12 protein-coding genes are annotated in these 19739 nt (G+C 58.7%); 3 read left to right on the top strand and 9 right to left on the bottom strand.

The window, feature by feature from the left end; genetic code table 11:
* Positions 1-343: 343 nt before the first annotated feature.
* From AC1DXO_RS11725 to AC1DXO_RS11745, 5 genes are all read right to left on the bottom strand, one after another.
* The gene (locus AC1DXO_RS11725; protein ID WP_476978331.1) at positions 344-1792 is read right to left on the bottom strand and encodes a DUF1593 domain-containing protein; all 1449 of its coding nucleotides are present in this window, start codon (positions 1790-1792) and stop codon (positions 344-346) included.
* 61 nt (positions 1793-1853) lie between these two features.
* Positions 1854-3521, bottom strand: coding sequence for a glycoside hydrolase family 43 protein (locus AC1DXO_RS11730; protein ID WP_476978332.1), 1668 nt, complete (start codon positions 3519-3521; stop codon positions 1854-1856).
* Positions 3522-3651: 130 nt separating this feature from the next.
* Positions 3652-4881, bottom strand: coding sequence for a glycoside hydrolase family 27 protein (locus AC1DXO_RS11735; protein ID WP_476978333.1), 1230 nt, complete (start codon positions 4879-4881; stop codon positions 3652-3654).
* A 263-nt stretch (positions 4882-5144) separates the two neighbouring features.
* Positions 5145-6329: a glycoside hydrolase family 5 protein gene (locus tag AC1DXO_RS11740; protein ID WP_476978334.1), complete on the bottom strand. Its 1185-nt coding sequence runs from the start codon at positions 6327-6329 to the stop codon at positions 5145-5147.
* A 140-nt stretch (positions 6330-6469) separates the two neighbouring features.
* Positions 6470-8569: a family 43 glycosylhydrolase gene (locus AC1DXO_RS11745; RefSeq protein ID WP_476978335.1), complete on the bottom strand. Its 2100-nt coding sequence runs from the start codon at positions 8567-8569 to the stop codon at positions 6470-6472.
* Positions 8570-8956: 387 nt separating this feature from the next.
* Between AC1DXO_RS11745 and AC1DXO_RS11750 the strand changes: the two genes are divergently transcribed.
* The 3 genes from AC1DXO_RS11750 (at position 8957) to AC1DXO_RS11760 (ending at position 12207) form a co-directional block, all read left to right on the top strand.
* Positions 8957-10000, top strand: a complete 1044-nt coding sequence (locus AC1DXO_RS11750) for a glycoside hydrolase family 5 protein (RefSeq protein WP_476978336.1) — start codon at positions 8957-8959, stop codon at positions 9998-10000.
* Between the two features lie 77 nt (positions 10001-10077).
* A complete protein-coding gene (locus AC1DXO_RS11755) occupies positions 10078-11616 on the top strand; it encodes an alpha-N-arabinofuranosidase (protein WP_476978337.1) in 1539 nt (512 codons plus the stop codon).
* Positions 11617-11700: 84 nt separating this feature from the next.
* The gene (locus AC1DXO_RS11760; RefSeq protein WP_476978338.1) at positions 11701-12207 is read left to right on the top strand and encodes a hypothetical protein; all 507 of its coding nucleotides are present in this window, start codon (positions 11701-11703) and stop codon (positions 12205-12207) included.
* Positions 12208-12789: 582 nt separating this feature from the next.
* Here the strand turns inward: AC1DXO_RS11760 and AC1DXO_RS11765 are convergent.
* Genes AC1DXO_RS11765 through AC1DXO_RS11780 form a run of 4 tightly spaced genes read right to left on the bottom strand, consistent with a single transcriptional unit; the run spans position 12790 to position 19658 of the window.
* Complete coding sequence (locus AC1DXO_RS11765; protein WP_476978339.1) at positions 12790-15105, bottom strand: exo-alpha-sialidase; 2316 nt, start codon at positions 15103-15105, stop codon at positions 12790-12792.
* Positions 15059-16570, bottom strand: coding sequence for a tryptophan halogenase family protein (locus tag AC1DXO_RS11770; protein ID WP_476978340.1), 1512 nt, complete (start codon positions 16568-16570; stop codon positions 15059-15061). The genes AC1DXO_RS11765 and AC1DXO_RS11770 overlap by 47 nt, the downstream gene beginning before the upstream one ends.
* Positions 16567-18099 carry a tryptophan halogenase family protein gene (locus AC1DXO_RS11775; RefSeq protein ID WP_476978341.1) on the bottom strand — a complete coding sequence of 511 codons (1533 nt, stop codon included), beginning with the start codon at positions 18097-18099 and terminating at the stop codon, positions 16567-16569. The genes AC1DXO_RS11770 and AC1DXO_RS11775 overlap by 4 nt, the downstream gene beginning before the upstream one ends.
* Positions 18096-19658 (bottom strand): tryptophan halogenase family protein, encoded by a 1563-nt coding sequence (locus AC1DXO_RS11780; RefSeq protein WP_476978342.1) that lies wholly within the window; start codon positions 19656-19658, stop codon positions 18096-18098. The genes AC1DXO_RS11775 and AC1DXO_RS11780 overlap by 4 nt, the downstream gene beginning before the upstream one ends.
* Positions 19659-19739: the final 81 nt, after the last annotated feature.

Here is a 19739-nt window from a genome sequence, read left to right on the forward strand (position 1 = left end):
GCAATTCCCGCCGAGTCCTTCTGGAGTTGCATCGAAGTCTCAAGGACTCTTCTCCCCCACCTTGTCCTCCCGGCGTTCTTATGCCGGGAGGATTTTTTTATCAGCGCGAACGCGCATGTCGACGACGACATCAAGTTGCCTTACACGTTGGGCGTCATCACGACGACAGGGACAAATCCAATCAGAAGGTCGCCGCGCGAACCGATTCGGTTATTTCCAACGGACGTTTAGCGGCGAGAAGCCCGGCAGGCGGGAATCTGAGTCTTGATTATGGCCTGTCGTAGAGCGCGAAGGCCAGGTCGATGGCAATGATGTTCCATAGATTGCGCGAAGGTCGAAATCTTCACGGAACGATTGTAACGATGACCCGCGCATACCGCGTCAACGGCGGCGATCCCTTATCGGTCACCTTCAAAATAAAATGCACCGTCTCGGGCCTGGTGACCACCGGCGCCGTCACCGGCACCCGGTACAGGTTTTCCGCCCAGTTCGGGGCAATCGGCTTGGCCAGGCTGCCCGCCTCGACATAGTTGAACCACAGATAGCTCAGGCTGTCTCCGTCCGGATCGGTTGACCCAGCCGCACTCAGAAAAAACGTTTCACCCGACTTGACCGTGAAATGATCGGCGTGGCCCAGCCTGACAACCGGGGGATGGTTGGCCTCGCCGTAGGGCTTGATCGTCCAGTCCATGCGCGCAGCGAAGTCGTTCTGGAAATCCTTCCGCCACCGCCACAGGGTCGTCCTGTAGCCGGTCGATGACGCACCCGCCGGTGCGACGGCCCGCCCATGGTCCGCCGCCACATAGGGTGTGTAGGTGTCGATCGCATTGGTCCAGATTGGCCGCGTCTCGGTCTCTATCGGCACCCCGCCGGTAAACCCGGTCGGGTCCATGTCCGCCATCTGAGGTATATAGAGCTTATACCGGCCGCCCCATCCGCCCCAGTCCGGGTGATCCGGTGCATTCAGGCCATTGGGGATCAGCCACAGGAACGACGGCGTATCACCTTCCATGCCGTAGGCGACATCCGGGTACATCAACCCCAGGGGCCCGTGCCCTTGCTGGATATTGTCACTGAGCCAGCTGGTGCTGATCTCGCTATTATCTAGCCCTGGCTCGGCATGCATTATCCCTGTCCAGGTCCCCGCGCCATAGCCACCCGGACTCACCACATAGTACAGGCCCGGAAACGTCTTACGCATCCATGCCCCGCTGTCGTCCTGATCGGAGATGGTATAGACCCGCAGCTTGGCGACCAGTCGCGCCGCCTCCGCTGGTGACCGGCTCTTGCGGATCGTGTACAGCGCCTGGGCCAGCGTGTTGGGACCGCCCCACACCGCCACCCACACCGGCCGGTCGTCGGCCTCGTCCAGGATCTGCACGATGCGCCGCGAACCCGGCGACTCCTTGCCGTCGCCGACGCCGGCCATGCCATAGACGGCCGGGCCTTCGCTTACCCGCGCCAACAGGCTCGCGGCATCGGGATAGCCCGCCTCGTGCTTCAACAGGTTCGGCTGCACCTTGCCATAGGCTTCGATCGTGCGCCGGATCGTGTCTGGCGCCACCATCGTCTTCTGATGCACGGACGTCGTAGCGATGATAGCCTCGATGTCGATTTCACTCGAATACAGCAGCAGGCGCACCAGCGATTCCGAGTCGTCCGCATCGGCTTCGATATCGGTCAAGACAATCAGCCGTGCCTTGTCCGATTTTGTCTCAGCGCTCATGCCCTGCGGCGCCGTGGCCATAACCATGACGACCGCTGCCGTCGCCAGCAATATCTTTTTCAACACGTTTTCTCTCCTATTAGGCCCGTCATCAAACGACGTGACCTTGTGGTAATCGGAGTCCTGATCATCGCTTGTCGTAGAGAGCGAAGGCGAAGTCGATGGAGGCGCCGGACCTGTCTTTGAGCGGCTGGCCGTCCCCCTGCGCGGCGCCGGCAGGATAGACGTCGCTGCGGCTGGCGCGCAGGAAGACCGTGAGCGCCTGGCGCTCGCCAGCCAGCTCCAGCACATAGTGGTGCCCCGCCTTCAGCAGGACCGGCTTGGCGGTTGCCAGGTCGAAGCTCAGCAGGCCCGCCCCCTGGGGCTGGTAGGCGATGGCCAGGCCGCCCGGGGCGCCGAGCAGTTCGGTGCCGCCGTCGATGCCTTCCGCCTCGCCCAGGTCTCGCAGCGAAAGCCGCAGCGAGCGCCCGTCACCGGTGCCGAGGCCGTCACCCGCGTAGAGGCTGATGCGTGAAAGCGCAATATCGGCGGATGGCACAAAGGTCTGCGCGATGCGGCTGTGACCGCCGTCGCTGTTGAAGCCCACGGGCTCCGGCGCCTGGTTGAAGGGGTCGGCCACAGACGCCAGCGCCGGCGTGCCGGTCCATGCGGTCGGATAACCCTGCGCGAATTGCTGGACGCGCACGGCGGGGTCCGAGCGGCCGTAGTCAATGGCCGGCGCAGGTACGGCGGGCGTGGGCGGCACGCTGATGCCGGCCTCGGTCTGTGTGATGGGCGCGATGCTGCCGTCGGCGCCGTAGTGCAGGTACTCGATGGTGACGCTGCGGCGCGCGCCGGCGCCGGTCTCGCCGTTGGCAAGGGTCAGCGTGCCGTTGTGATACACCATATAGGACTGGCCCTTGAAGTCGAGCAGACCGGGATGGACGGTATAGCTGTTCTTGACCGGGCCCATGATGAGGCCGCCATAGGTCCACGGCCCACGCGGGCTGGGCGCCGTGGCGTAGGCGAGGTGCTCCCACGTACCCTGGTGGGCCATCGCCGCATAGGTCAGGTAGTAAAGGCCGTTGCGCTTGGACAACCACGGTCCCTCGGTATAGTTGGGCAGGGCGATAGTCTCGATGGGCCCATCAAACTCCGTCATGTTGGGCTTGAGACGAGCCATGTGGAGCACCGGGTTGCCCCAGGCCAGCCACGCCGTGCCGTCGTCATCGACGAGGACGGTGGGATCTATGTCGTCCCAGCCGTATGGGCCGGGCGTTGTGGTGTCGGTGACCAGCGCCGAGCCGCGCGCGTCCTTGAAGGGGCCCAACGGATTGTCGGCCACTGCCACGCCGATGGCCCTGCCCGGGTGGCTGTTGTCATGTGTCATGGTGGCGTAGAAGTAGAAACGCCCGTCGCGCTGCACCGTTTGCGACGCCCAAGCTTCGCCTACCGCCCAGCTGAAGTCGGTCGGCTTCATGATGCCGCCGTGCGACGTCCAGTGCTTGAGGTCGTGCGATGAATACACGCGCCATTCGTTCATGCGGAAAAATTCGTCGCCCTTCGCCTCGTCATGGCCGACATAGAGGTAGGCGGTGTCGCCCACCACCAGCGGCGCAGGGTCGGCGGTAAATACGTCGCGCAGCAAAGGGTTGCTGCCCGGCGCCGGTTCGGCAGCCATCAGGCTGGCAGGCAGGGCGACGCACAGCAGCAGGGCGCTGCGGGCAACCCAGGCCAGGAGCGATGAAGAGCGTCGGACCGACCGGAACCCTGAAGACGAGGTAAAGGTCGTGCGGGGTGACAGGCATGAAATCATTCGGGTTCTTTCTTCGGCTATGGCGATGGTGGCCGCCAGGGTGGGTGGGCAGGCGTAAATCGGCGCGGCGCGCGCGATTCAGGCGGGCAGTTGTGGATGACACGTTGTGTGCCACGCGGCCCGGCGCGCCCTAGGGCTTCGCAGGGCCGGTCAGGCGCAGCATCAACACGCTGTGCGGCGCAAGCCGCGCTTGCAGTGTAGTGCTGGTATCACCTGTCTTCTTGCTCCACAGGTCAGACCAGCTGTAGACAGCCTGCTTGAAATCGGCCGACCGGTTGCTCATGTCATCGGTCAGGACTTGCGCCTTCCAGTCATGGCGAACATCAAGAGGCTGATTGGAGCGGTTCAGGAACATCAGTGCCCATTGGCCGCCGTCGAGTGGCTTGGCATAGATCTCCAGCGGACCGTCGGCGATCACACGCAGCGCCTGCACACCCAGCTTGTCCTGGCTCACCGCGATCACGCCGGGGTTGGTCAGGATGCGGCGGGTCGCATCGGACATGGTACGCAGGTCGTTGCCCAGGATGAGGGGCGAGGCCATCATGGCCCAGATTGACAGATGGGCGCGATCTTCATCTTCGGTCATGCCGTTGCCCACTTCGAGCATGTCCATATCGTTCCAGTGGCCGGGCCCTGCGAACTTGCGCAGGCCTGCCTGCTTGTCGAGGATGCGCAGCACGCCCAGACCCGTCGAGAAACCGGGACTGTATTCGCAATCGAAGCAATTATAGATATCGGGCGTGGTGCGCCACGAATGGGCAACCGGGCCGGCCCACTCCCACGGCTTGCTCATGCCCCATTCGCACGCGCTGAACAACATCGGACGGCCCGCCTTGGCGATCGCGTCGCGCATCGTGGTATAGGCCGGTTCGGTGTTCATGCCCGGGGTGTTGCACCAGTCGTACTTGACGTAATCGATGTCCCAGCTCGCATAGGTACGCGCATCCTGATACTCGTGGCCGCGGCTACCCGGACGGCCGCCGCAGGTGGTCGCGCCGCCGTCCGAGTAGATGCCCAGCTTGAGTCCCTTGCCATGCACATAGTCCGCCAGCGCCTTTATGCCGGACGGGAAGCGCGTGGGGTCGGGGTGAATGTTGCCGTCGGCGTCACGCTCGCTCTGCCAGCAATCGTCAATGTTCACATATTGGTAGCCAGCGTCCTTCAAGCCCGTCTCGACCATGGCATCGGCGGTCTCGCGGATCAGGCGCTCGTCGATATTGCAGGCAAATTTGTTCCAGCTGTTCCATCCCATTTGCGGGGTGCTGGCCAGGCCTTCAGCCTTCTGAGCCCAGCTATTGCCGCAAAGGGCGGCACCCAGCAAGATGCCTAACACGAGTAGCGCTATGCGTTTGATGTTCATCTCGAAACCTTTCAACATATGGATGGTGGCGGTCCTCCACGATTTGGAAGGTTCCACGGACGCCGCGGTTTTTGCCAGAAAGCTGCAGCGCCCTTCATCCGGGTGTGCCGAAGCATCGGTTGATTGCACGGCGTACCGGTGGCTCGGCTGCTAGAGCGAAATGACTTTAGGTAGACTCGTCATTTCGCTCTAACTTTTTGTTTTGTCACGCAATTTAACCGAAAACGAAGCCGCACGGGCAGCCCCGTTTGTCGGATTGCCCTCTAGGCCGGGGCGAAGACCGCGGCAATTGTCGTCGGATTAAAGTCGGCACCGGTGGTGCGGTTGAACAGGCCGCACGAGTGATTTGGGTATGAGCCGGTATCCCAATAATAGGGTGCGAAGCCATGCCGGATCGCGGATCCGGTGACGTACTTGGTCCAATAGTCCCTGTACTTCAGCGATGGATCATATTCGGTCTTCGATATGGCGCAATATTCGCCGATGATGACAGGGATGCCCTTGTCGGCATAGGCGACCTTCGCCTTGTCGAACTGGGCATCGACATGGGCCTCATTGTCCCACGCTTCGGCTGCTGTGGGATCGGTCGCGATCGAACCCCACTGCCAGATGGCGCTCGCGTCGTTCAGCGTGAAGTTGTACGAATCGTAATAATGGAACTCCATCATCAGCCTGCCGCTGATCGTGTCGGTTGGCACGGGAGCTCCGCACGCTCCAAGCGTATTGTTGATGTCGGTATTGTACCCCTGGAATACCAGTGTTCGCGAGGCATTATTGCCGCCGGTCGCGCGCACCGCGTCGATGAAAGCCTGATTGAAGCCTTCCTGAACGGTGCAATTTTCCGTCGACGGCACGCCATAGTCGACGTGGATTTCGTTGGTGCCAGCGAACAGCAAGTGGTTGTCATAATCTTTGAAATTGTTCGCGATTTGCGTCCACAATTTTTTGTACGCCGCATTGCCGGCAGCCTGGTTTGCAGCCGTCGGGTTGTACCAGTCGCTCCTGTGCTGGTTGATGATGACGTACAGCCCGGCGTTACGTGCCATATCGACCACTTGCGTGACCCTGGCCATCCAGGACGGAGTGACGTTCCCGGAGCTGTCGATATATTGTTTCCACTCGACAGGAATACGCACGCTCTTGAAACCGGCGGCCGCGACCGCGTTCAGAAATTGCTGGTTTACCGCCGGATTGCCGAAAACGGTCTCCTGCGAGGTCGTATAGGGAGGGCTGTAATCATTTAACGACTCAAGCGTATTGCCGATGTTTAAGCCCCTGCCGAGCTGGACCGTGGTGACGGCCGACAGCGTAGGCGCCGGAGGGGGTGGAGGTGGAGGCGTAGGTGCCGGAGCGGACGATCCGCCGCCGCCGCCGCCGCAGCCGGCGACAGCCAGGGCCAGGACGGCCGACAGAACGATGCGGTGGCGCATTTGTTTGTGAAACCTCATTCAAAACTCCTGTGTTACTTGAGCCCGGTCGTGGCGCCAGTCGTCGAAACCCTTGCCACGGCGGACTCATATTGTCCTACAAATAGACAGCACCCTGTTCAGTCATCAATTGAACACACGATGCACCGGTGCCGCCGCTTTTATTCCGACCAGATAAAGCGCGCACCGTCGCTGTTGTCCGGCATGGGTCCGGGACTGTCGGCCCGGATATCCCCTGTCTGCGGATCGATACGCAGGAAGCGGTTGGTGGCCAATGACATCAGCACCAGTTCGCCCGTCGGCGTTTCAATCCACTGGAAGTTTTGCGCCGGGCCGGACTGGCCGGACACCAGCGTTACGGCTCCGTCCGCACCGACCGTGACATAGCGCCCGTCCGATCGCAGGGCGACGCGGCCCAGACGGCGGTCGACGACCTCGAATCGAGCCGGGACGGCCGAAGCCAGGCCCGAGGGGCCTGCCGCCAATCCCGTTGTCCCATGAAACGAAGTCAGCTGGATCGATCGGCCATAGGGAATGGGCCGCATCAGGCCGTGGGTATGCGGCTGATAGACGTCGATACTGTCGAAATCGGCAAAACCGCCCTCAGCGCCGGTCGTATTGTAGCTGAACAATCCATAGCGAACGCCCTGGAAGGTATAGGTCTGGTAGAGCAGCGCGACTGCGTCGCCGATAGGGCTAAAGGTGACACCGTCGAACGAATAGCTGAAGCGCGCCTTTTCGGTGAGAAAATCGCAGTCGGCTCGAAGCCAGATGCGCGTCCCGGTCATTTTCACCCGCGCCGTCTTGTCGAGGCGTTGGTCAAAGAAGACGACGTCAAGTCCGCCGGCGCTTTTTTCGACGCCTAAAGTCGCATAAGGCAGGTTGAGCAGCCCCAGGCCAGCCGTGTCGCCCGGCTTCAGGTTGGACGCATCGAGCACGACGGTCGGCGTCGACATCGGTCCGATCGCCCGCTGCGTCAGGGTATCGCGCGCGTCATAGAAGGTGGTCGCCGGCAGGGCGTGAAGCCGCAGGAAGCCCGGCCGTTCAGACAACGACCACTTGCCGTCGACCGGGACATGGTTCCACTGCCACAGCGGCTGGAGCTGCGCCGCCGAAAAATCGTCGCTGCGTCGATAGGGCACGCTCACCGGCTGCGGCGCGGCAGTCTTCGGCTTCACCCAGGTCCGCGGCGAGCGCGTCTCATTACCCGGCAGGCCGAAATACGGCCAGCCGTCCTTCCAGGTGATCGGCGACAAGGATGTCAGCCGGCCGACGGAATTGAAATCCATCATGGAAAAGCCCCACCATTCGCCCGCAGGCGTCTGGATAATGCCCCCCTGGTGCATCGCCAGGCTATGTTTGGCGGCGGGATCAGGTCCCCAGGTGCCGAACGGCGGCTTGGCATCTCCCAGGCGTATGCTGGACGCCATGCCGAAGTCCTCGTGCAAACTGATCGATCGATTGACCTCGTAGGGGCCCAACACGTGATCCGCCCGCGCCGCCGGCATGCGGAAGCCGCCGGCATATTCGGCGCTGATGATGTAATACTTGCCATCGATCTTGTAGAAATGCGCGCCCTCGCCCATCCCGGCGTCGGCGGTGAACAGGGCACGCTCAGTGCCCGGCACGATGTCGGTCAGGTCGTCCGTAAGCTGGGCCAGGTGCATATCCTGGTGACCCCAGACGACATAGGCCCTGCCGTCGTCGTCGAACAGGACGGACAGGTCGTGAAAGCCGCGCTTCATCTGCGTGTGCGTCCACGGCCCCCTCGGATCGGTGGCCGTGAACACCTGTGTAGTCTGACCGTTAACGTTCGAGAAGATGTAGAACTTGCCGTCATGGTAACGGAAGGACGGCGCCCAGATGCCCTGGCCGTAGACGTTCTTGCCATCTTCCAGCCGGAAGGCTGGACCGAGGTCGAGCTTGTCCACGGCATAGGCGACGAATTCCCAATTGACCAGGTCCTTCGAGCGCAGGACCGCCAGGCCAGGCATGGTGTGCATGGTGGTGCCGGTCAGGTAAAACCAGTCGCCGACGCGGATCAGGTCGGGATCCGAAAATTCGTCATAAAACAAAGGATTGGTGAAGGTACCGTTGCCGTTATCCGGCGTCCAGGTCGCGGTCGACAGGCCCTTGGACGGGCTCGCCACCGGACCGTCTTGGTTCAATGCAGACACCGGCGCCGCACATGACATCATCGTCAAGGCCAGGCAAGACACCAGGCCAGACTGGACCATTCCGGACAATTTTAACCCACGCATGACGCTTCCTTTTTTGCCCTTGATATCATCTGAGCCGGCGTTCACAAGTGGAATCGAATTTTAATTTTACCTGTAAAACATTAAATAAATTAAGCTTGTAAAGCCAGAAGAAGGCACATATCCACAGGGGAAGGCTGAAATTGTCGGGCTTTTGTCCAAGCGCGTGGCGCTCAGAACATTAAGCCATAAGAACAGTATCGGTGAGGAATGCGTATGATATTCGGTAGGCGTCATTTTCTTTTTTCGTCGGTTGCTATAGCTGCGGTCTGCACGACCGGTGGCGGTGCTGCAAGCGCCAACTCGTCGTCTTCCGCGTCCTTATCCTTGTCCGCTTCCGGACTTTATCCGAGCTACAATACAAGCCCTATCGCAAGCGATTCCACGGGCATGACCAGCACGGCGATGGATATTTCCAGGCACATCAAGCTTGGCTGGAACGCCGGCAATACCCTGGAAGCCATTGGCGGCGAAACCGCCTGGGGAAATCCGGCGATCACCCAGGATTTGATCAACAAGATCAAGGCTCTCGGCTTCGATGCAGTCCGCCTGCCCTGCGCCTGGGATCAGAATGCGGACCCGACGACCGCCAAGATTTCCGACGCCTGGCTCAATCGCGTGAAGGACGTCGTGCAATATTGCATGAACGCCGATCTCTACGTCATGCTCAACATCCATTGGGACGGCGGCTGGCTGGAACGACACGTCGATACCGCCAACAAGGACGCCGTCATCCCCAAGCAAAAGGCGTTCTGGGAGCAGATCGCCACAAAATTGCGCGACTTTGACGAACGCCTGATGTTCGCCAGCGCGAACGAGCCTTCGGTCGATACGGCCGCGCAAATGGACGCCCTGCTTGCCTATCATCAGACCTTTATTGACGCGGTTCGCTCAACCGGTGGCAAGAACGCCCATCGTGTGCTGATCGTCCAGGGGCCGGGCACCGATACGGAAAAGACGGTTTCGTTCTGGAAGACAATGCCCGTCGATACGGTGGCAAGCCGCCTCATGTTCGAAGTGCATTTTTACTCACCCTTCCAGTTCGCGCTCCTCGATTCCGACCAGTCCTGGGGCAAGATGTTCTATTATTGGGGCAAGGATCATCACTCCATGATCGAGCCCGACCGCAATGCAACACATAGTGACGAGGCTTTTGTCGATCAGCAGATGCTGGCGATGAAGCAACGCTTCGTCGACGCCGGCATTCCTGTCATTTTGGGCGAATATGGCTGCATACGCCGCACCAACCCGAAGGACCTGCCTACCCATAACGCGGCCGTGACGTACTGGATGAAATATGTCACGCAACGGGCGCTCGCCAACGGCATCATGCCCTTTGTGTTCGATGCCGGAACTATCATCGACCGGCGCACCCTGGGGGCTGTGGACCAGGCCTCGCTGGATGCCCTGCTCGAGGGCGCCGGCAAGACGTAGGTCAGCTGTCGATCTGCTTTTACTCAGACATAAAGTTGCGCTGCTAATAGCGCGATAATTCACATGGGATACTATCAATGCGCCTTCTGACCTCCGTGGCCGCAATCGCTGCTGCCCTGATCCTGCCGGTTGTGGCCCATGCCGCTGATACTCCGGTTCAGGTAACACTCGACGCGTCCAAACCCGGCGCCGTGATCGACCGCCATATCTTCGGCCAGTTCGCCGAGCACCTGGGCAGCGGTATCTACGGCGGTATCTGGGTCGGCAAGAATTCCACGATCCCAAATACGCGCGGTATCCGCAACGACGTCGTCGTGGCCTTGAAGGCGCTCAAGATTCCCGACGTTCGCTGGCCGGGCGGCTGCTTCGCCGACGAATACAACTGGCGCCGTGGAGTAGGCCCTGTTCGCATGCCGGCCGGCGGGGGCGAGCCCAATACCTTCGGCACCGACGAATTCATGGATTTCGCCAAGCAGATCGACACCGAAGCTTTTGTTTCGGTCAATCTCGGCTCCGGCACCGCGCAGGAAGCGGCCGAATGGTTTGAGTACATGACCGCGTCGACCGACCACGCCCTGGGTGCCGAGCGCGCCAAAAACGGCCATCCTGAGCCGTACAAGGTCGCGATCCTCGGCCTAGGTAACGAATCCTGGGACTGCGGCGGCGCGATGACACCGGAATTTTACATCAGCGAAATGAAACGCTTTTCGCATTTTATCCATAACTATAACGCCCCCCAACCGATGAAGCGCGTGGCCGTCGGCCCGAGCGGTACAGACACCACCTATACAGATGCCGTCATGAAGGCCTGGAAGACACGTTCCTGGGCCTGGGATATCGAAGGTCTGTCGCTGCATTCCTACAGCGTGGGCGGCTGGCCGCCGCATATGCCGGACACCGGTTTTGACGAAAAGGACTACGCCGTCCTGCTGAAAGACACGATGGGCATGGACGACGCGCTTAAGGTGCAGTCGGCGGTCATGGACACGTATGATCCCGAAAAGAAGGTCGCCCTGGTGGTCGACGAATGGGGCGCATGGCTGGTGCCGTCGTCAGGAACGAATTCGGGCGGCGCGGTGCAGCAGAACAGCCAGCGCGACGCTGTGCTGGCCGCGCTCAACTTCAACATCTTCGCGCGCCACGCCGACCGCGTCCGCATGGCCAATATCGCGCAGATGATCAACGTCCTTCAGGCCATGATCCTGACCGACAAGGACAAGATGGTGTTGACCCCGACCTATCACGTCTTTCACATGTACGTGCCGTTCCAGGACGCGACCTTCGTACCGCTCATCTTCGACGCCGGCATCTATACGACGGACGGCATCACCATGCCGCGCGTCGACGCTATCGCGGCTCGGGACAAGACGGGCAAGGTATGGATTGCCGTCACCAATATCGACCCGAAGTCGCCAGCGACCTTCAGCGTTTCACTTACCGGTGTGACAGCTACGAAGGCTTCGGGCCAGACCCTTTCGGCGCCTAAGGTCAACAGTATCAACACCTTCGACGCACCCAATACCGTCGCGCCCAAGGCCATGTCGGCCAAGGTCGCGGGCGGCAAGCTGACCGTCACCGTGGCACCGGCATCGGTGACGGTGCTTGGTCTCGAATAGTCGGAGCGTCCAGGCGTGATCCGATACGCTTCCATCTTAACCAACCAATCAAACCGAGATTTCGGTTAAAACACGGAGAGACACATGAAAATTCAAGCAGCACTCCTGGCCGCCAGCACCCTGATTCTCGCGTCGGCCGCCTCTGCCCAGACCGCCGGCACGCCCATCCTTGCCCCGACGGCGGATTGGATCATTTACAGTGCGGGACCGCACCAGCCCATCAATGATGCCAAGGTCGAGGGCGGCAAGGCGGAAGAGGTGCAGGCGCCCGGCACGGGCGGCATTTGGGAAGTTGCCGGGATCCACCCGGTCGATGGCGGAATTGCAAAAGGCGACCGTATCGTAGCGAGCGTTTGGGTGAAATCCAGCGTCCCCGCTCAGTTCGTCTTCCGCATCGAAACACGAGCAGGTGCGGCTCGCGTTGGCGAGCGTAACATTGATATCGGGACGGACTGGTCCCAGCAAACGCTCGATTTTGTGGCTACGGACACTTTTCCCGCAGGCACTACGCAGGTCGCAATTCTCTTGAATTCGGGGAAGCAAACCATTGATCTCGGACCGATCTCCGTTGTCAATAAGGGCGCCAACTAGAGCGCAATCTAATAAACGGATCGCCCGTGCGGTGGATGCCATCGCACGGGCAACCCGTTTTCGGTTAAATTGTGCGACAAAACAAAAAGTCAGAACGAAATGACGATTCAGCCTGAAGTCATTTCGCTCTACTGCATGACAGATCTGAACAGGTCATGACGCCGCACGTCGCTGCCTCAGGAAGTCGTCATTATCGGGCAAGGTGTTTGCACGGTTTTTAATGATGCTTTTCAAGCTTTGAAGGCTATTCGGACCTCGGCTCCGGCATGAGATCGGCTTGCGGATCATATCCCTCGGGCATTAGAGCGAAATGACTTTAGATAGAATCGTCATTTCGCTCTAACTTTTTGTTTTGTCGCGCAATTTAACCGAAAAGTGGCAGCCACTTTATCGGATTGCGCTCTAGCCCCTGGCCAAGCAGGACGGTACTCCAGCTTTTCTCTCTGAAGAGTCTGGTGTAAAATGCCTAAAACGGCACGCATCTGGCGAGGTAAACAGGATCGGCGCCTCCTGAGACGCTGATCAGCGCCCCCGATCTTTCGAAGCGGACTGTTTGGACACCGATCGCCGCGCATTCAGCGTCTAGTTTGTTGAAATCCTGCCTGTTACAATGCCGCCAGCACCACGCGCGACATAAACCGTGCCATATTCCATCGGATCACCGGCAATAGCGCCGCCGTCATTGAAGCGATGGACGTCGTCATTAATGCGCACCCAAGTCTTGCCTTCGTCGTCAGATCGCCAGATGCCGGACAGGCCTTTTACGCGTCCTGACATAAAGACCGCAGGGTAGTTCGATCCGGGCCCTGCCTTGCCGAAGCTGATATGCCAGGCCTCGCTGACATCCTTAATGTTGACCATCGGTTTAGCGGCGCCAGCTGAGTGCAGAAGTCCGAACGGCCCAGCCAGCCATAGATCGCGCGGCTGACCAGGTGCCGCCGCCAGCTCGGAATTGTCCCAAGGTTGCAGCGTAGGAAGCCCCTTGACCACAGGACTGTAGTTCTTGCCGCCGTCTGCGCTGATAAGTATATTGCCGACTTTATGGTCATAGACGTAGAAAACCCCGTTCAGGGCGCGGTCGGCCACGGGATCCGTTTTTCCGTCGCTGTTGTCGGGCCAACCTGTCGTCGGCGCCCAGGTCACCCCTTTATCGACCGAATAGTATGCCTTGTCATTTGGGATGTCCCAGACGATGGAGGTCCCCTCTGCCGACACAGCCAGCTTGCCCATCGGTCGCCAGTTTCCCTTGGCGTCCTGCGGTGAGTAGGGCGTCGTCGGGAAAGCTTTCCAGGTCAGAGCGCCATCCTCGGAATAGTATCCGTAAGGCTTATTATCGAACGAGCGCGCGGTAAAGGCAGGATTCAGCCATGCCACGGCGACAGATCGATGCGTGCCGCCCTGAAATACTCCGGAAGCCGGGGGTGATTGGGTCACATCATCCCATACCCCGCCACCAACATCGTTGAACGCGGCGAGCAATACGCCACCGGCAGGCGGGGAAACCAACTGCTGGATAGTCGTTTCTTCGAGGTTGTCATCGGCGAAATCAAAATCCACGCCATTTCCGGAATCTGCCGCCGACAGATTATGCGTCATCCACAGACCGCTGCCAGTGCCGTAGGTCAACTCGTTGGAATCAAATGGGTTAAGTTTGACATCAGAGATCAAACTGCCCATCCGCTCGCCATCGCGCCATGGAAACCGCGTGACGAACCGTGATGTCTTTCGCAACGCCGTCCAATGGGCGCCATCATCTCTCGACACGAAGACGTCGTCCTGCTCCGGCCACCAGCGGTCAATCGTCGACGCTATGACCGTGCCGGGATGCGCCGGATCCACTTCCACGCCAGAATAGCCAAACCCCTGACCGCCCGGGACGGGTTTCACGGGCGTGATATCGGTCCAGGTGCCCGTCTTGAGATTCATCTTCCAAATCCCGCCGACCACGGCGTTGTTGGGATTGACGTCATTCTTGTTGTCTTCAGCGGGGGCCGCAAAAGCAACGTATAGATTGCCATCCTGACTTATCACCGCGTGCTGGGGTATTTGTCTCGGTGCGCCAGGGACGAGGGCAAAGCTTGCGCCGCCGTCCCGGCTGACCCAGAGGCCGCCATGGCCGTCCGCAGCGCCCATAACGCCCGAACCGACAAACGGGGTTTGGCTGGGCGCGCCCGTGGCGCCTGAGGCAGGGTCGAACACGACCAGACTGACGTCGGGTACGGAGAAGCTCGTCACCTTGGTAAATGATTTGGCGCCGTCCACACTCTTCCACAGGCCGTCATTGTTGCTGCCGAGAAAGAGGATCGTTCCCGCATTTGGATCGACCTGCAGGCGTTCGCCGGTCCCTCGACCGTCCGCATTTCCCCCCACCTTGAAGGTCAGGTTCGTTGTCTTCCATGTGGCGCCTTGGTCATCCGAATGCAGCACAGCGCCTTCCTGGTCCCAGGTACCTGTGCCGAGGCCGCAGGCCATATAGACCTTGCTGGCATCGTTCGGGTCGAGCGCAAGGCTTAATACGCCCGTGAAACGCCCGTCGTCGCGGCTGAGGCTATCAACCAGCGGAATCCAGCGCTTGTTGGCGTGATCATAGCGATAGGCTCCACCAACATTTGTGCGCGCGTAGAGTAGCCCCTTGACCTTCGTATGGTAGGCGATGCCATCGACATAACCGCCACCGCCCCAGGACACTGTAGCCCAACTATAGGGCTGGGACTTTTCGGCCGCCTCAGCCCATGCCGGCAGGGAAAACAAAATGGCCGCTACAGCGGCGCTGCACGATAACCATGACCCCATCGATTTTCTCATGTTTCTCTCCATCTGTGCGCTTTTTTTGTTTGACGCGCCGGCTTGTTCAGGCCGGTATTTCCATCCTGCAATAGGATTGGATGTAGGCGGCATGCTCGGGTAACAGCTGGACCGCCTTCAGAATGCTCGCCTTCAGATTAAGAAGGGCGCGCTGCATCTCCTCCGCAGGGATGCTATCGGCCACCGGGTCATATCTTGCCGGCGTGACACCTTGGCCAAGCATGACCGCCAACCAGCTGTTTTCCGTAAAAAGGTCATCCTGAAAGCGGAATATCCGGCCACTGTCGCGAAACAGTTCAACCTTGTGGTTCAGACTGTCAGGCACATCCATATCGCGACAATACCGCCAGAAATCCGTATCGCCGCGCCGCGTGGCCTTGTAGTGCAGAATGATGAAGTCGCGGATCTGCTCATATTCCATGATGCCGGCGCGGTTGAATTCTTCGCGCAATACCGGACTGAAATTCTTGTCCGGAAACAAGAGCGAAAGTCTCGAAATGCCGGTCTGAACCAGATGGATGCTGGTCGATTCCAGCGGTTCAATAAAACCGCCGGCCAGTCCGATAGCGACCACGTTCTTGTCCCAAAGTTTTCGCCTGTGGCCCGCTTTGAACCGCAGGAAGCGCGGCTCCGCCAGGGCTTTGCCATCCAGGTTCACACGCAGTCTGGCAGCAGCGCTTTCGTCATCAAGATGTGAACTGGAATAGACGTAGCCATTGCCTTGTCGGTGTTGCAACGGAATGCGCCAGCGCCACCCCGCGGCATCCGCCATGGCGCGGGTATATGGCAGCAATGGACCCGTATTTTCGCTTGGCATGGCGACCGCACGATCGCATGGCAGCCAGTGGTTCCAATCCACATATCCCGCCTTGAGTGTCTGCTCGATCAGGACGCCGCGAAACCCGCTGCAATCCAGGAAAAGATCGCCTTCAATCGTGCGTCCATCTTTCAGCACCAAGGAGGTGACGAACCCATCGTCACTTTGCTTGACCTCAGTGACAAGACCTTCGATCCTTTGCGTGCCACGTGCTTGCGAATAGTCGCGAAGGTAGCGGGCATACAGCGTTGCGTCGAGATGATAGGCATAGCGCAGGGACGCAACCAGATCGCCCTTGGCCCTCGACCTGCCAAAACGGTTGAGTCGCGCCGCCATGAGCGTTAGATTATAATCGCTGATATCCCCTATATCTGGCGACAGTGACCTCAGCTTCAGCCACATCTGGTGGAACTTCACCTCGGGCCTGTCCAGCCCATAGGCGCCGAAAGGATGGATGTAGCGCTCCCCCAGCCCCCCCCAATCGCTAAACTCTATCCCCAACTTGAAGGTGGCGCCGGTCTTTCGCATAAAGTCGGTTTCTTCAATACCCAGAATGGTATTGAAGTTTTGAATTGAGGGAATCGTAGCCTCCCCCACGCCGATCGTTCCGATTTCGTCCGATTCCACCAGAGTAATCGATACCTGGGACGCCGGCAGCATGCGTGTCAGCAGGGCGGCGGACATCCAGCCCGACGTTCCGCCCCCGACAATAACGACTTCGCGGATAGCAGACGGGTTCATGAGGCGGCTTTGACGGCACAAAAGCGTTGAATATAGTCTCCATGCCCGGGCATGGCGTTGACATTGCGTACAATCGTGTTGCGAACGTGGTCCATATATTCGTGCAGTTCTTGATCACTGATACGGTCTGCCAAGGGATCATATTCGCGCGGAATCAGACCCTGTCCTACCATCACAGCCAGCCAGCTCGGCGGCGTAAAAAGATTATCCTGCGAGATAAACATTCGGCCGTGACCGCTGAACAGTTCCATCCTGTTGATGAGAGTCTCTGGTGCTTCCAGGTCCCGGCAATGCCGCCAGAATGGCGTGTCGTCACGGATCGTCGCCTTGTAATGCAGCATGAGAAAATCACGAATATCGAGATATTCCCTCTCACTCATCTCATTGAAATTGTCGATTTCGCGGGAGTTGCCCTGGCAGGTGGGAAAAAGCGCCAGAAACTTCAGGATGCCAGCCTGAATGAGATAGATCGCAGTCGATTCAAGTGGTTCCAGAAAACCAGCGGACAAACCGATCGCCACGCAATTGCCCACCCAGAATTTCTTGCGGTGTCCGGGCAAGAATTTTATAAATCTCGGTTCCGTCAGAACTTGCCCATCGAGCGTTTCCATCAGGCGCGCTCTTGCCTCATCATCACTGATAAAGGGACTGGCATAGACGTATCCATTGCCCGTGCGGTTTTGAAGGGCAATACGCCAGCGCCAACCCGCGGCGTCGGCGGTGGCGCGCGTATAGGGTATGGGTTCTTTTATTTTCGCGCATTGAACGGCAACGGCCCTGTCACACGGTAGCCAGTTACGCCAGTCGTTAAAGCCGATATCAAGAACCTGACCAAGGAGCAGACTGCGCATACCACTGCAATCTACAAAAAAGTCACCTGTGAAGCTGCGACCGTCTTCCATGAGAATACGTTCGATGTCACCGCTTTCTGCGTTTCTCAGCGCGCCGGAAATTTTACCCTCTATTCGCGTAACGCCGCGAAGTTCCGAGTATTTTCTCAAAAACTTTGCATACAGGCCCGCGTCAAGGTGAAAGGCATAGCCCAGGGGTGCGACGCCGACATCCTTGCCGGAAATCGGGTGAGCAAATCGTTCCTTTCGCGCCGCCACGCAACACATGTTGTAGTCTTCAATATTACAGTCTTCACCTCGGGCGCGCTTTGCGGCGGCATAGCGAAACCACATCTGGTGAAAGGCAATATTGAAGTTGTCGCGACCATAGGTGCAAAATGGGTGGATATAGCTTTGATTTAATTGGCCCCAGTCGATGAACTCAATGCCCAGTTTGAAAGTGGCATTACATTCCCGCATGAATTCGGCCTGATCAATTCCCAACAGGCCATGAAAAGCGTGCATAGCCGGAATCGTCGCCTCGCCAACGCCAATCGTGCCGATCTCTTCGGACTCAATCAGCGTGATCTTGACATTCAGCCCCTTCAGCCCTTCTGAAAGCGCAGCAGCCGTCATCCAACCGGCGGTACCACCTCCGGCGATGATGATGTTTTGGATCCTAGAGCGAGACTCTGTCATTGTTGTACCATTTTGTTTTGCATTCCGGATGCATCAGATTGTTTTGCGACGACTTGTGAAACAAGATCGCGGTTCTTCGGCAGGACAGTTAAAGCGTATTCACCCTGTCGGCGCACTTCCGCGAAGGCAGCACGCGCTTCATCGTGAAATTTATATGCCTTTGCGCGAGCAGATAAATCCGTCTTGTATCCCATTCCATAAAGAACATACTGCCAATTTGCAGGTGTAAAAATATCGGCGCTGAGATCAACGTCAACATAGTCAGGTATCCGAAAACGCCATTGCTCCAGTCGATCTTTAAGGCCGTCCGACAAGGTCGAAGGATTTCGATTGTCCAGCCAGAAATCCGAGTCGTTCCGCTTGCTGATCGCGTAGTGGAGCTTTACAAAGTCGACCGTATTCTCATAACGCCGTCTCATGAACCGGTTGAATGTGGCCGCACCAGCGTCAATAGGTCCGTCCCACGGAAATAAGGTTGCCAGATAGAGAGCCGCGACCTCAATAAAGCCGATACCGGTCGCCTCCAGAGGTTCAATAAAGCCGGCCGACAGACCGATGGAGACACAATTCTTCACCCATTGGACCGGGCGGTAACCTGCCTCGAATTTCAAAAAGCGAGCTGAGACGTCTTTGGCAGAAGCGCCCGCATAGGTACGCAAAAGACTTTCCGCAGCATCGTCTGAACAGTGGTCCGAGGAATAGACATATCCAATGCCCTTGCGAGTACTGAGACCAATGTCCCAGGTCCAACCATGCGCCTGCGCCGTGGAAACAGTCGCCGAAGATATTGGCGCATCAGGTCTGTTGTATGGAACCTGCATGGCTACCGCGCGATCAGCAAATATTTGATCGCGGCAAGACCTAAAGGGACTCTTCATGGCACCTTCTATCAGTCGCGCCCTGAACCCCGTACAATCAATAAAAATATCCGCGTCAATATCGCCGTGTTTCAGCGTCTTGACGCTTCTTATGCTCCCGTCCTCAGACATGTTCACCGATTGAACAGTATCGGAGATATGCTGCACGCCGCTCGACAAGGCTCTGGCTTTCAACAGTTTTGCCAATTCCACGGCATCGAAATGATAGGCATAGGCCAACGGCCCGTCAAAATCAGCATGTTCGCTTTGCTTGGGCGCCCTCATATCCTGAACGACACGCCATTGAGGAGTACAGACTTGAGCCCACTCCCTTTCGCCCGCTGCGCCGAGCAACCAATATGGCAGGAGTTGCAAACCACTGGGCTGGTCGTTGATCTGAAAACCGTGGAGGTATTCGTCTGGAGTTTGCGGACCATGTCTCCAGTTTACGAACTGTACACCTTGTTTAAAGGTTCCTCCGGCCTTGGCAACTAAGCTGGCTTCATCCATTCCCAGTCGCTGCAGAGTCTTTCTTATGCTTGGAAAGGTGCCTTCTCCGACGCCGATGGCGCCGATTTCCTCGGATTCTATAAGCCGTATGCTCACGCCACCTGGCATATCGGCGGATAGCATCCGTCCCAGATAAGCCGCGGTCATCCAACCCGCCGTGCCTCCGCCCACAATAACGACTTGCCTGACCACTCCAACCTGCCCCTGCCCGCTTCCTGCCAACTTTAAAAGCCAACCGCGCGAGCGTTCTTATTATCAGTGATGAAGAGCGGG

Source organism: Asticcacaulis sp. P2_C5, from assembly GCF_056404555.1.

Bases quoted from the DNA above. Each gene is read 5' to 3' on its own strand.
- AC1DXO_RS11730 (WP_476978332.1), bottom strand. From the start codon at position 3,521: ATGATTTCATGCCTGTCACCCCGCACGACCTTTACCTCGTCTTCAGGG.
- AC1DXO_RS11735 (WP_476978333.1), bottom strand. From the start codon at position 4,881: ATGAACATCAAACGCATAGCGCTACTCGTGTTAGGCATCTTGCTGGGT.
- AC1DXO_RS11740 (WP_476978334.1), bottom strand. From the start codon at position 6,329: ATGAGGTTTCACAAACAAATGCGCCACCGCATCGTTCTGTCGGCCGTC.
- AC1DXO_RS11745 (WP_476978335.1), bottom strand. From the start codon at position 8,569: ATGCGTGGGTTAAAATTGTCCGGAATGGTCCAGTCTGGCCTGGTGTCT.
- AC1DXO_RS11750 (WP_476978336.1), top strand. From the start codon at position 8,957: ATGACCAGCACGGCGATGGATATTTCCAGGCACATCAAGCTTGGCTGG.
- AC1DXO_RS11755 (WP_476978337.1), top strand. From the start codon at position 10,078: ATGCGCCTTCTGACCTCCGTGGCCGCAATCGCTGCTGCCCTGATCCTG.
- AC1DXO_RS11760 (WP_476978338.1), top strand. From the start codon at position 11,701: ATGAAAATTCAAGCAGCACTCCTGGCCGCCAGCACCCTGATTCTCGCG.
- AC1DXO_RS11765 (WP_476978339.1), bottom strand. From the start codon at position 15,105: ATGCCGCCTACATCCAATCCTATTGCAGGATGGAAATACCGGCCTGAA.
- AC1DXO_RS11770 (WP_476978340.1), bottom strand. From the start codon at position 16,570: ATGAACCCGTCTGCTATCCGCGAAGTCGTTATTGTCGGGGGCGGAACG.
- AC1DXO_RS11775 (WP_476978341.1), bottom strand. From the start codon at position 18,099: ATGACAGAGTCTCGCTCTAGGATCCAAAACATCATCATCGCCGGAGGT.